At 35.8% G+C, this 13,895-nt stretch carries 11 protein-coding genes; 10 read left to right on the top strand and 1 reads right to left on the bottom strand.

Annotated elements, in window-relative coordinates; translation table 11 throughout:
• Positions 1-15 precede the first annotated feature (15 nt).
• The 7 genes from ligA to gatB all read left to right on the top strand — a co-directional run bounded on the left by ligA (position 16) and on the right by gatB (position 9,292).
• Positions 16-2,016, top strand: a complete 2,001-nt coding sequence (ligA, locus tag ABEY15_RS04845; protein ID WP_429888806.1) for an NAD-dependent DNA ligase LigA — start codon at positions 16-18, stop codon at positions 2,014-2,016.
• Positions 2,017-2,087: 71 nt separating this feature from the next.
• Positions 2,088-3,290, top strand: a complete 1,203-nt coding sequence (locus tag ABEY15_RS04840) for a CamS family sex pheromone protein (RefSeq protein WP_429888805.1) — start codon at positions 2,088-2,090, stop codon at positions 3,288-3,290.
• A 202-nt stretch (positions 3,291-3,492) separates the two neighbouring features.
• Complete coding sequence (gene pruA, locus ABEY15_RS04835; RefSeq protein WP_335485249.1) at positions 3,493-5,040, top strand: L-glutamate gamma-semialdehyde dehydrogenase; 1,548 nt, start codon at positions 3,493-3,495, stop codon at positions 5,038-5,040.
• 234 nt (positions 5,041-5,274) lie between these two features.
• Positions 5,275-5,799, top strand: a complete 525-nt coding sequence (locus ABEY15_RS04830; protein ID WP_429888803.1) for a deoxycytidylate deaminase — start codon at positions 5,275-5,277, stop codon at positions 5,797-5,799.
• A 287-nt stretch (positions 5,800-6,086) separates the two neighbouring features.
• Positions 6,087-6,377: an Asp-tRNA(Asn)/Glu-tRNA(Gln) amidotransferase subunit GatC gene (gene gatC, locus ABEY15_RS04825; protein WP_429888802.1), complete on the top strand. Its 291-nt coding sequence runs from the start codon at positions 6,087-6,089 to the stop codon at positions 6,375-6,377.
• Between the two features lie 14 nt (positions 6,378-6,391).
• Positions 6,392-7,846: an Asp-tRNA(Asn)/Glu-tRNA(Gln) amidotransferase subunit GatA gene (gatA, locus tag ABEY15_RS04820; protein ID WP_429888801.1), complete on the top strand. Its 1,455-nt coding sequence runs from the start codon at positions 6,392-6,394 to the stop codon at positions 7,844-7,846.
• A 15-nt stretch (positions 7,847-7,861) separates the two neighbouring features.
• Positions 7,862-9,292, top strand: a complete 1,431-nt coding sequence (gene gatB, locus ABEY15_RS04815) for an Asp-tRNA(Asn)/Glu-tRNA(Gln) amidotransferase subunit GatB (protein ID WP_098565610.1) — start codon at positions 7,862-7,864, stop codon at positions 9,290-9,292.
• A gap of 60 nt (positions 9,293-9,352) precedes the next feature.
• Here the strand turns inward: gatB and ABEY15_RS04810 are convergent, their stop codons facing one another.
• The gene (locus ABEY15_RS04810) at positions 9,353-9,820 is read right to left on the bottom strand and encodes a formate/nitrite transporter family protein (protein WP_429888800.1); all 468 of its coding nucleotides are present in this window, start codon (positions 9,818-9,820) and stop codon (positions 9,353-9,355) included.
• 262 nt (positions 9,821-10,082) lie between these two features.
• Here ABEY15_RS04810 and ABEY15_RS04805 point away from each other — a divergent pair, with 262 nt between their 5' ends.
• The 3 genes from ABEY15_RS04805 to ABEY15_RS04795 all read left to right on the top strand — a co-directional run bounded on the left by ABEY15_RS04805 (position 10,083) and on the right by ABEY15_RS04795 (position 13,647).
• Positions 10,083-10,967 carry a diacylglycerol kinase gene (locus tag ABEY15_RS04805; protein ID WP_129690707.1) on the top strand — a complete coding sequence of 295 codons (885 nt, stop codon included), beginning with the start codon at positions 10,083-10,085 and terminating at the stop codon, positions 10,965-10,967.
• A 109-nt stretch (positions 10,968-11,076) separates the two neighbouring features.
• Positions 11,077-12,459 (top strand): 23S rRNA (uracil(1939)-C(5))-methyltransferase RlmD, encoded by a 1,383-nt coding sequence (rlmD, locus tag ABEY15_RS04800; protein ID WP_429888798.1) that lies wholly within the window; start codon positions 11,077-11,079, stop codon positions 12,457-12,459.
• A gap of 204 nt (positions 12,460-12,663) precedes the next feature.
• Positions 12,664-13,647 (top strand): tRNA dihydrouridine synthase, encoded by a 984-nt coding sequence (locus ABEY15_RS04795; protein WP_429888858.1) that lies wholly within the window; start codon positions 12,664-12,666, stop codon positions 13,645-13,647.
• Positions 13,648-13,895 lie beyond the last annotated feature (248 nt).

Raw genomic sequence — 13,895 nt, 5'->3', positions numbered from 1 at the left:
AGGGATGGAGAGCTCTTGGATCAAAAAATCATTGATAAAGTTGAAGAACTAAGAACAAAATTAAATCAATACAACTATGAGTATTACGTATTAGATCAGCCATCAGTGCCAGATGCCGAGTATGACTCATTATTACATGAGTTAATTGGATTAGAAGAACAATATCCTACTATTTTAACACCGGATTCTCCATCACAACGTATAGGTGGACAGGCAATTGATTTGTTCGAAAAAGTCGTTCACAGTCATCCAATGTTAAGCCTAGGAAATGCGTTTAATGAAGGAGATTTAAGAGATTTCGACCAAAGAATTAGACAGGATTCTGCGGGGGTATCTTATGTTTGTGAACTTAAAATAGACGGCTTAGCCGTTTCACTTCAATATGAAAATGGATTGTTTGTCAAAGGTGCAACTCGTGGTGATGGTACAGTCGGAGAAGATATTACGCATAATTTAAAGACGATTAAAGCAATTCCATTAAGACTTTCTGAGCCAATCACAATAGAAGCTCGTGGTGAAGCATTTATGCCAAAAGCTAGCTTCGAAAAGGTTAATGAATCGCGTGAAAAGAATGGGGAAGAATTATTTGCAAATCCAAGAAATGCAGCGGCTGGTTCATTACGTCAACTTGACCCGAAAATTGTTGCAAAGAGAGATTTATCGTTCTTCGTTTATGGATTCCCTACAGCTGAGGAATTTTCAATTCAAAAGCATAGCGAAGCATTAGATTATCTTCACAAACTTGGATTTAAAACGAATACTTTCCGTAAAACATGCCATTCAATTGAAGAAGTAATTGAATACGTTGAGGAATGGAAAGAAAAACGCCCATCATTGCCTTATGAGATTGATGGAATTGTCATAAAAGTGGATGAATACAGTATTCAGAAAAAGTTAGGATCAACAGCAAAAGTACCAAGATGGGCTATTGCATATAAGTTCCCAGCTGAAGAGGTAGTAACCAAATTAGTAGATATCGAATTAAGTGTTGGACGTACAGGTGTGGTAACACCAACTGCAATTTTAGAGCCTGTTCGTGTTGCAGGTACAGTAGTAAAACGTGCATCGCTTCATAATGAAGATTTAATTAAAGAAAAAGACATTCGAATTGGTGACTCAGTCGTTATTCGCAAGGCTGGAGATATTATTCCTGAAGTAGTAAATGTACTATTAGATCGCCGTACTGGTGATGAAGAGCCTTTTGCAATGCCAACTCACTGCCCTTCATGTGATCATGAGTTAATAAGAGTAACAGGTGAAGTAGCACTACGTTGTGTAAATCCTTTCTGTCCATCTCAAATTCGTGAAGGATTAATTCATTTTGCGTCTCGTGATGCAATGAATATCGATGGTCTAGGCGAAAGAGTAGTATCACAGCTATTCGATGCTAATTTGATTAAGACATTTACAGATCTTTATCTTCTAACGAAGGAACAATTATTATCACTTGAACGATTTGGAGAAAAGTCAGCAGATAAATTAATTTCTGCAATTCAAGCTTCTAAAGAAAATTCACTTGAAAAATTATTATTTGGTTTAGGTATTCGTCATGTTGGCGCTAAAGCAGCAAAAACATTAGCGCAGCATTTCCAAACAATTGATCGATTGATGGAAGCATCGGTTGAGGAAATTACCGGAATTAATGAAATTGGTTCTAAAATGGCCCAGTCAATCAATGATTATTTTTCACAAGACGAAGTAAAAGAACTTATCTCAACGTTTAAATCAGTTGGAGTAAATACTGAATATAAAGGGATTCAAGTAGAAAATATTAATATGGATTCTCTTTTTGCTGGTAAAACAGTAGTATTAACTGGTAAGCTAGAACAGATGACTAGAAGTGAGGCTAAGAAGCAGTTAGAAGCACTTGGGGCAAAAGTAGCAGGAAGTGTTAGTAAGAGTACTGATCTAGTCATTGCAGGTGAGGCAGCTGGATCGAAATTAGACGCTGCACGAAAATTAAATATCGAAATTTGGGATGAAGAGAGAATGATTAAAGAGCTTCAACCACAATAAAATTTTAATCAACTAGAGGACGGATTAATGATAGTAGTTCGTTCACTTAATAAGTAGAAGGTGTGAGTTAGATGAAAAAACGTATAGGAATGCTCCTATGTTGTTTTTCGCTCATCTTATCTGGCTGTTCATTATCAATAAAGAATGAAGATAAGGTTGTACAAGAGAGCAATAACAAAAAAGGGGAAGACGCAATTATACCCCGTTATTCAATTTCAAATGATTACTACAAGACAATACTTCCATTTAAACCGAGTAAAACAAGAGGTGCTGTCGTTGCAAATATCGATAATAGACTTGATATTAGTGAATTTGAATTAGGTTTAATGCGAATTGTACAAGAGCAATATTCAACAAAAGATTACCTGTATCAAGAAGGACAATTATTAAGTAAAAAAACGGTGGAATCTTGGCTAAAAAGGAAGTATACTCCTTCACAATTTAAACAAAAACAAGATGCACTTAAGAGCGCAAATTTAAAACCAAGTTCGATTACAAATGATGGATTGAATCCAATTCTAACGGATACAAAAAATCTTACTGAAGATCAAAAAGCTAAACAAGCTCCGATATTTTTAAATTCTATTTTAGAGCAGGATTATCTAAAAAAGGACGGAAAAGAAGTTAAAGTTGAGGGTGTAGCTATTGGTTTAGCAATGAACTCTGTTTATTATTATCAAGAGGAGCACGGCTACCCAAGAGAGCTTAAAATTCCTCAAGATGAAATGATTAAACAAGGTAAAGCGATCGCTCAAGAAATTTTGACGCGAGTGCGAAAAATGGACGAATTTAAAGATATACCAATCACATTTGCTATTTTCCGTCAGCAAAGTCAGTCATCTGTCGTACCTGGAAACTATGTTGCTATGACTTCAGTTTCTGGAAATGACTTCACAATTAGCAATTGGGATAAAATAAATGAGAAATATTATTTATTCCCTTCAGCTGCTGCAACTGCAGATTACCGAGATGATGCAATGAAAATGGTTAATTTTAAATCAGATATAGAAAATTATTTTCCGAATTATACTGGTGTTGTAGGCACTGGTTTTTATAAGGATAATGAATTAATACAACTAAAAATTGATATACCTATGCAATTTTATGGTAAGGCAGAAGTCATAGCTTTTACTCAATATGTAGCGGGACTTATGATGGACCATTTCCCTTCATACTTAAAGGTTGAGACGAATATATTCTCATCAAATGGACAGGAAGCACTCATTGTAAAAGATGTAGATGCTAAGGAACCAAGTGTGCATATTTATAACTAAAAGGAAGAGGACTACTCTTCCTTTTTTTTTATATAAGGGAAGAATCTGTAAGCGTTTCATATTTGAAGAATATATAGGAATATTGTATTATGTAAATGTGAGTTTTTTATACAGTAGTTATTCTACTAGCAATTGACTGAAAAAACTGATAGAAAAACGGTTACAGTTGTTGCTATTTTCAAACTAAAGGGGGATTTATTCAATGGTTATACCTTACAAACATGAGCCATTTACAAACTTTGGCTTAGAGGAAAATCAAGAACAATACAAACAAGGATTAGCAAAAGTTTCATCTTATTTAGGTGAAAAGTATCCACTAATCATTGGTGGAGAGCGTATCTTTACAGAAGAACAGATCGTATCTGTAAATCCTTCAAATCATAAAGAAGTTATTGGTTCTGTATCTAAAGCAAGCCGTGACTTAGCTGAAAAAGCTATGCAAATTGCTGATACAACTTTTAATACATGGAAAAAAGTTAAACCTGAAGTTCGTGCTGACATCTTATTCCGTGCGGCTGCAATTATTCGTCGTCGTAAACACGAATTCTCAGCTTTATTAACTAAAGAAGCTGGTAAACCTTGGAATGAAGCAGATGCTGATACAGCTGAAGCAATTGATTTCTTAGAGTTCTATGCTCGTCAAATGTTACAATTAAAAGACGGAATTCCTGTTGAAAGCCGTCCTGGTGAATATAACCGTTTCAACTACATTCCATTAGGAGTTGGCGTTGTAATCTCTCCTTGGAACTTCCCATTTGCAATCATGGCTGGAACAACTGTAGCTGCTGTGGTAACAGGTAACACTGTTCTATTAAAACCAGCAAGTACAACTCCAGTAGTTGCTTACAAATTCTTAGAAGTATTAGAAGAAGCTGGATTACCTGCAGGAGTAGTAAACTTCGTACCAGGTAGTGGTGCTGAAGTAGGAGATTACTTAGTTGATCACCCACGTACTCGTTTCATCAGCTTTACTGGTTCTAAAGAAGTAGGTATCCGTATATATGAGCGTGCTGCAAAAGTAAACCCAGGTCAAATTTGGTTAAAACGTGTTATCGCTGAAATGGGCGGTAAAGACACAATGGTAATTGATAAAGAAGCTGATTTAGAATTAGCTGCTAAATCAATCGTTGCATCTGCATTCGGATTCTCTGGTCAAAAATGTTCAGCATGTTCTCGTGCAGTAATTCACCAAGATGTGTATGATCAAGTTCTTGCTCGTGCAATCGAATTAACAAACGAATTAACTGTTGGAAACCCAGAAGACCGTTCAACTTACATGGGTCCAGTTAATGACCAAGCTGCTTTCAATAAAGTAATGAGCTACGTACAAATCGGACGTGAAGAAGGCCGTGTAGTAACAGGTGGAGAAGGAGACGATTCTACTGGTTGGTTCATCAAACCAACAATCGTTGCTGACGTTGCTGAAGATGCTCGTTTAATGAAAGAAGAAATCTTTGGGCCAGTTGTAGCATTCTGCAAAGCTAAAGACTTTGATCACGCTTTAGAAATTGCTAACAACACTGAATACGGTTTAACAGGTGCTGTAATCTCTAACAACCGTGCAAACATCGAAAAAGCACGTGAAGATTTCCACGCTGGTAACTTATACTTCAACCGTGGATGTACTGGTGCAATCGTTGGTTACCAACCATTTGGTGGATTCAACATGTCAGGTACTGACTCAAAAGCAGGCGGACCAGACTACCTAGTTCTTCACATGCAAGGTAAAACAACTTCAGAAATGCTTTAATAAATAGTAAGGCTTGTCTTTTGGACAACCTTTAAAAGATGAAACCCACGAAGAAATTCTTTGTGGGTTTCTTTGTAATTTTAAATGATAGAAAAAATGTAAAAACTAGCGTAATCAGAAATGGTTCACATTGTTGATGAAAACTTAATACTAAATATTTTCATGCAGAGTCCTTCCCCATATTATTATGCTATAATTTTAAATAAACGATAGTGAACAGAGAGAAGGGATATCATGCAAATTTTACAGAGAATTATTCAATTAGTAGATTCAATTCCTTTAGGAACTCGTGATGATTGGGACTCTTATTTTTTAGGACAGGCATTTATAACTTCTCTTCGTTCAACTTGCGGAAGTAGAAGGGTTGGAGCAGTTATTGTAAGTGATAATAGAATAATTGCTTCTGGGTATAATGGATATCCGAAGGGAGCTAAGCATTGTATCGATGGGGGATGTCCACGCTTTGCTGCTCGTCAAGAGGGGTTATTAGATAGTGGTAAATACTCAGATCAGTATCCTTGTGATGCTTTCCATGCTGAAGAAAATGCAATTTATCAACTAGTACAATCAGGAATTCAAAAAACAAAAGGTGATAATTGGACAATCTATTGTACAACTGCACCGTGTCGAGCTTGTGCGAAAATGATAAATGGAGCGGGGATTACTAGAGTTGTATATAATGTAGGCTATCCGGATGATTATTCAGTTGAGTATTTTAAAAAATATGGAATTGAACTAACAAGAATCCCTGCCGAATAAACTTTAGTCCATATTTAAACAAACGTTTGATTAATTTTATATGTAAGAATTTGATGTACAGACTGTTTGCAAGCGAATGTCTTTTGAGGTTCGTTTAGCCTAATGAGGAGCGGAGTTATCCTTTACGATAATGAGCTTCAGTTAGGTGAGTAACGAAGAAAGAGAGCGTTTGGCGGACAGTCTGTAATTATTTTACTTGTATTTAAGTGGAATGTTGCCCGACACATGGGAAATTTGGTATTATCAGTATATTGTATGTTGTGCGAATAATATGGAGGTGCATATAAATGTCAAAAATTACAATGGAGCAAGTTAAGCACGTTGCTCATTTAGCGCGTTTAGCGGTGACAGAGGAAGAAGCAGAGAAGTTTTCAAAACAACTTGGAGCAATTTTAGATTTTGCTGAGCAGTTAGGTGAACTTGATACAACAAATGTGAAACCAACTACACATGTTCTAAAAATGCGTAATGTTTTACGTAAAGATGAGCCAGGTAAAGGTTTACCAATTGAAGAGGTACTGAAAAATGCACCAGATCACAAAGATGGACAAGTTAAAGTACCGACAATATTGGATTAAGGGGGGAAATTAGAATGTCATTATTTGAATATACAGTTTCGGAATTACATAGCAAATTAAAATCAAAAGAGATTAAAGTAGAAGAATTAGTAAATGAATCTTATGAGCGAATCTCAGCAGTTGATGGTGAAGTAAAATCATTTTTAACTTTAAATGAAGAGCAAGCGCGTATACAAGCTAAAGCACTTGATGAAAAGCCTTGGGATGAGTCTCGTGGAATCCTTGCTGGTATGCCTATCGGTGTAAAAGATAATATCGTTACAAAAGGTCTTCGTACTACTTGTGCGAGTAAAATTCTTGAGAACTTCAATCCAATTTATGATGCGACAGTTGTTACGAAATTAGCACAAGCTGAAAGCATTACGATCGGAAAATTAAATATGGATGAATTTGCAATGGGTTCATCTAATGAAAATTCTGCGTTCGGTGGTGCTCGTAACCCTTGGAATACTGAATACGTACCAGGCGGAAGTAGCGGTGGGTCTGCGGCTTCAGTTGCTGCTGGAGAAGTATTATTCTCTTTAGGCTCTGATACAGGTGGATCAATCCGTCAACCAGCTTCATTTTGTGGAGTTGTTGGTTTAAAACCTACATATGGTCGTGTATCTCGTTCTGGTTTAGTAGCATTTGCTTCTTCTTTAGACCAAATTGGACCAATTACTAGAAATGTAGAAGATAATGCATTGTTATTACAAGCTATTTCAGGTTTAGATACAAGTGACTCAACTTCAGCAAATGTAGAAGTTCCTTCATTTGCTAAGGCGTTAACAGGTGATGTAAAAGGTCTTCGTATCGCTGTACCTAAAGAATATTTAGGAGAAGGCGTTGGTGAAGAAGCTCGTGCATCTGTTATGGCTGCTTTAAATTTATTAGAAAGCTTAGGTGCTACTTGGGAAGAGGTTTCATTACCACATTCTAAATATGCATTAGCTACATATTATTTAATTTCTTCATCTGAAGCATCTGCTAACTTAGCTCGTTTCGATGGTATTCGCTACGGTCATCGTGCAGCTGATGTAGAAAACCTAATTGATCTTTATAAGAAAACTAGAGCTGAAGGCTTTGGAGATGAAGTAAAACGTCGTATCATGTTAGGTACTTATGCATTAAGTTCTGGTTACTATGATGCTTACTATAAAAAAGCTCAACAAGTACGTACATTAATTAAAGAAGATTTCGAGAAAGTATTTGAAAACTATGATGTTATTATTGGCCCAACTACACCAACTCCTGCATTTAAAGTAGGCGAAAAAGTTAGTGATCCAATGACAATGTACGCAAATGATATTTTAACGATTCCTATTAACTTAGCTGGTGTACCTGCGATTTCTGTTCCTTGTGGTTTCCATAATGGTCTTCCATTAGGATTACAAATTATAGGTAAACATTTTGATGAGTCTACAATTTACAGAGTTGCCCATGCATACGAGCAAGCAACTGACTTTACAAAACAAAGACCACAACTATAAGGAGGCGCGGGAAAGATGAATTTTGAAACGATAATCGGTTTAGAAGTACACGTAGAATTAAAAACAAAATCAAAAATCTTCTCACCAAGCCCTAATGCGTTTGGTGCAGAACCAAATACAAACACTGGTGTAATTGATTTAGGTTATCCAGGTGTGTTACCAGTATTAAATGAAGAAGCTGTAAACTTTGGTATGAGGGCAGCAATGGCATTAAATTGTGAAATTGCAACTGAAACAAAGTTTGACCGTAAAAATTACTTTTATCCTGATAATCCAAAAGCTTACCAAATTTCTCAATTTGATAAGCCGATTGGTGAAAATGGATGGATTGAAATCGAAGTTGGTGGCAAAAAGAAACGTATCGGTATTACTCGCGTTCACTTAGAAGAGGATGCTGGAAAGTTAAATCATACAGATGAAGGATATTCATTAGTAGACTTTAACCGTCAAGGAACTCCATTAATTGAAATCGTTTCTGAGCCGGATATGAGAACTCCTGAAGAGGCTTATGCATATTTAGAAAAACTTAAGTCAATTATTCAATTCAGTGGGGTATCAGATGTAAAAATGGAAGAAGGTTCACTTCGTTGTGATGCAAATATATCTTTACGTCCATTTGGACAAGAGGAATTCGGTACAAAAGCAGAATTAAAGAACTTAAACTCATTTGCTTTCGTTCAAAAAGGACTAGAGCATGAGCAAGTTCGCCAAGAAAAAGTATTATTATCTGGCGGAGTAATCCAACAAGAAACACGCCGTTACGATGAAGCTACAAAGACTACAATCTTAATGCGTGTAAAAGAAGGATCGGATGATTACCGTTACTTCCCAGAACCAGACTTAGTTGAACTATACATTGATGATGAGTGGAAAGAACGTGTTCGCCAAAGTATTCCGGAGCTTCCAGATGCTCGTCAAAAACGCTATGTGGAGCAATTAGGTTTACCAGCATACGATGCAATGGTATTAACTTTAACAAAAGAAATGTCTGATTTCTTCGATGAAACTGTAAACAATGGTGCAGATGCAAAGTTAGCATCAAACTGGTTAATGGGTGAAGTTTCAGCGTACTTAAATAAATCACAAAAAGAGCTGCATGAAGTTGCTTTAACGCCTGAAAACTTATCTAGTATGCTTAAGTTAATTACAGACGGTACAATCTCTTCTAAGATTGCGAAAAAAGTATTCACTGAGTTAATCGAAAACGGCGGAGACGCAAATGAAATTGTAAAAGCGAAAGGTTTAGTACAATTATCTGATGAAGGCGCACTTCGTAAAATCGTTATTGAAACTCTTGATGCTAACCCACAATCAATTGAAGACTTTAAAAATGGTAAGGACCGAGCTATTGGTTTCCTTGTTGGTCAAATGATGAAAGCGACTAAAGGCCAAGCGAATCCACCACTATTAAATAAGATCTTAATGGAAGAAATTCAAAAAAGATAAGATTTTCAATACAAAAAACTACGGGCTATAAGCTCCGTAGTTTTTTTGTACTGTTTAAGGTCAAAATGACTCAATAATATGGTTGGCTTGTTGGTGCATACAAAAGGATATCCACTTTACTGTTGGGTCGTTATATAATCCTGTTATATGAATTAATAAAGAAAAACAACCAGCACCTAGTATATTTCCAATGTAAGTAATAAGACACAAATTTAGCACCTCTAGCCAATTCATTTTTCCTCTAATGGCAGTATAGGCAAAATAAAATATATTTCCTATAAATAGATCAGCACCACCATATGCAATTAGAAGAATGGCGACAGTAATTGTAATAGCAGCCATTGGGTAGGCAAAAGGTGTATACGTAGCATGAAAAAAATTACCTGATTTAAATGCCACTATAACTCCGAAGCCTATAAACATACTAGCCATTATTGCTCTTAATAAAAAACGCAAAACACTATCTCGGTAAATTTTTAACTTTTTTAGAGCAAAATACTCTACATTCACGAACGGTTTGTTTTCCATCTCATTATCAATCCTTAATTCTACTTTAATGTTTTTATCATCAATATGTACTATAATGATTAAGTTGTTCAAAACGATAGAAAAATATAGCAAAGAAACGAATGTAATATAAATTTAATATAATATAATATTGCTTTTCAATATGGGTTTGAACATGCTTTAGAAAGGTAAAAATAGATAAGTAAATGGAAAAAGTTTACTACAAAAACTTTTTAGGTTAGGATATAAGTTAGAGAACTTAAATAAATAAGTAGGATGGTTAATGATGAAACGTGCAAGAATTATCTACAACCCTACTTCTGGTCGTGAAATTTTTAAGAAAAAGCTTCCCGATGTGTTGCAATTGTTCGAGCAAGCGGGTTATGAAACCTCTTGTCATGCAACAACCGGTGCAGGTGATGCGACAATCGCAGCAAGAGAAGCATGTGAACGAAAATTTGATTTAGTTGTAGCTTGCGGTGGAGATGGAACACTTAATGAAGTCATTAGTGGTATGGCAGAACAAGAATATCGACCAAAGTTAGGATTAATCCCAGTTGGGACAACAAATGATTTTGCTAGAGCAATTGGTGTGAATGTTTCAATTATGGAAGCGGCTGAAGTCATAACAAATGGGCAAACTGTCCCTCTTGATATTGGAAGAGTTGATGATAAATATTTTGTAAATATTTTAGCTGCTGGTAAAATTACAGAATTAACATATGAAGTACCTAGTAAACTAAAAACAATGTTAGGACAGCTAGCATATTATTTAAAAGGTATTGAAATGTTACCAAGAGTTAAGCCTACACGATTAAAAATTGAGTATGACGGAAAAGTATTTGATGAAGAAGCATTTTTGTTCTTATTATCGAATACAAATTCTGTTGGTGGATTTGAAAAAATTGCACCTGAAGCAAGTATTAATGATGGACAATTTGACTTATTAGTCTTAAAGAAATCAAATATAGCTGAAATCATCAGAGTATGTGCTCAGCTATTAAGTGGCCAGCATGTACAAAATGAACATGTTCTTTATACAAGAGCAAGCCATTTAAAAATTATGTCTGATGATAAACTACTATTAAATATTGATGGTGAGTATGGTGGAGAAACACCATGTACTGTCGATATGCTTTACAACCACCTAGAAATCTATGTACCATAATAAGTGAAATAGTAGTAAATACTAGAAAAAGTAACCACGGTAGTTAACGTGGTTATTTATTTTGTATAATGAAATGGTTTAATAAAAGGTTGAAAGGTAGGTAAGGGACTTGTCGAAAAGAGTGTTACCTGTAGAAAAGAATCAATTCATAGATGTTGAATTTATCGATTTAACCCATGAGGGACATGGAGTTGCTAAGGTAGATGGATATCCAATCTTTGTACCAAATGCACTTCCAGGTGAAAAAGCACAAATTAAGGTGCTAAAAACAAGCAAAGGTTTTGGATTCGGTAAAATAATTGAATTCCAAAAAGAAAGTGATGTACGAGTAGAACCAATATGTTCGATTTACAATCAATGTGGTGGTTGTCAAACTCAACATATGAGCTATGATGGCCAACTTGAGGCGAAACATAAACAAGTAGTAGAAGTTGTAAAACGAATTGGGAAACTTAATGACGTAGTAATCCATCCAGTGTTAGGGATGGAAAATCCATGGAGTTACCGTAACAAAGCACAAGTCCCAGTAGGGGAGCTAGAAGGTGGATTGGTTGTTGGTTTCTATCAAAAGAGAAGTCATGAAATTATTCCAATGAATGAATGCTACATTCAAGGAAAAGAAAATGATGAAATGATACAATCCGTGAAAGATCTATGTGAAGAATTAAAAATCGAGCCATACGATGAAGTTAGCCACAAAGGACTATTGCGTCATATTATGGCACGCTATGGATACTATACAAAAGAATCAATGCTAGTTCTTGTAACTAAAAAATTGAACTTTGCTCAAAAAGACGAATTAATAGCTAGAATTGTTGAGAAATATCCAACAATTACAAGTATTATTCAAAACGTAAATAATGAAAAAACAAATGTGATTCTAGGCAATCAAACAATTGTATTATACGGAAGTGAAACAATTAAAGATAAGATTGGTGATATTACTTTCGAAATTTCAGCTCGATCATTTTATCAAGTAAACCCTACACAAACTAAGGTTTTATATGATAAAACACTCGAATATACAAACTTAAACGGTAGTGAAACAGTTATTGATGCATACTGTGGAATCGGTTCAATATCCTTATTTTTAGCTCAAAAGGCTAAAAAGGTTTATGGTGTAGAAATTGTACCAGAAGCGATTGAAGATGCGAAACGAAATGCAATGATTAATGAGATGACAAATGTTGAATTTGAAGTAGGGAAAGCTGAAGAAGTGATACCTAATTGGTACAAGCAAGGAATTACAGCAGAAGTATTAGTTGTAGACCCTCCAAGAAAAGGCTGTGACGAGGCTTTATTAAATACAATCATTGATATGAAGCCAAGCAAAGTCGTTTATGTATCATGTAATCCAGCTACATTAGCAAGAGATTTACGAGTACTTGAAGACGGTGGTTATAAAACAGTAGAAATACAGCCAGTGGATATGTTCCCACATACTAGTCACGTAGAAGCTGTCGCGAAATTAGTACTTAAGGAAGGGAACTGACACTAGTCTATTGAACCCAGTGTTCTTCTAATGTTCTTAAGTTTTTTAGCAAAACCTTTATTACTAAGATCACTTGATTGCTGATTGAAGGCGTGGAGATAATAAGTGACTAAAGGTACAAGTATAAGCAAGGACATCTTGCTTGTTAATTTTGGGATAGGAGATTGGACGGGAGTCCCATAATGAGAGGATTTGAAAATGGATATGAAAGATAATTTTTGGCGTGATTTACCGCGACCATTTTTTATACTGGCACCAATGGAAGAAGTGACGGATGTTGTATTTCGCCACGTTGTAAGTGAAGCAGCAAGACCAGATGTGTTTTTCACAGAGTTTACAAACAGTGAGAGTTATTGTCACCCAGAAGGAAACAAAAGTGTGCGTGGGCGTTTGGCTTTTACAGAGGATGAACAGCCGATGGTAGCTCATATATGGGGTGATAAGCCTGAATTTTTCCGACAAATGAGTATTGGAATGGCAGAACTTGGGTTTAAAGGTGTGGATATCAATATGGGCTGTCCTGTACCTAATGTGGCAGGGCACGGAAAGGGAAGCGGCTTGATTCGCCGTCCAGAAGTTGCAGCAGAATTAATTCAAGCAGCAAAAGCAGGAGGATTACCTGTAAGTGTGAAGACAAGGCTTGGTTTTTCTGAGGTAGACGAATGGCGCGACTGGCTAACTCACATCTTGAAACAAGACATTGCCAATCTGTCGATCCATCTTCGTACAAGAGATGAAATGAGCAAAGTGGATGCACATTGGGAATTAATACCGGAGATAAAGAAACTTCGTGACGAAGTAGCACCCGATACACTCTTAACGATCAATGGGGATATCACTGACCGTCAAATTGGCTTAAAGCTCGCTCATCAATACGGTATTGATGGGATTATGATTGGGCGTGGTATTTTCCATAATCCATTTGCTTTTGAAAAGGAGCCGAAAGAACATAGCAGTAAGGAACTACTTGATCTCTTAAGATTGCATATGGACCTCCATGATAAATATTCACATTTAGAGCTGCGTTCGTTCAAGGCGCTCCATCGCTTTTTTAAGATATATGTTCGTGGGTTTAGAGGGGCAAGTGAATTAAGAAATCAATTAATGAATACATCATCAACAGATGAAGTACGTGCAATGCTTGATAACTTTGAGTCAAAGAATCTTGATGGAATATTGGAACTGTAAAAGTGTCAGCCCTTGTGTTGTCAATTACAGTCTGCACATATAAATACAATTAAAAAGTACTCTCTAGAGTAGACAATTAAAAAGTCTAGCTATAGGGTACTTTTTTTGTTTTCATTATATAATCTCCAAGTCTAAACCTTGACGAGTTGTTCACATTGAATAAGTGGTTTTTTTCCTTTATATGAAGAAAATATCCACCTAGTAAATGAGAAATGTATACTTTACAATTAATGCAACTAAACATTCAT

The organism is Gottfriedia acidiceleris, assembly GCF_050457485.1.
GTDB classification, from domain to species: Bacteria; Bacillota; Bacilli; order Bacillales; family Bacillaceae_G; genus Gottfriedia; species Gottfriedia acidiceleris_D.
This window is presented reverse-complemented; position numbering and strand designations above follow the sequence as displayed.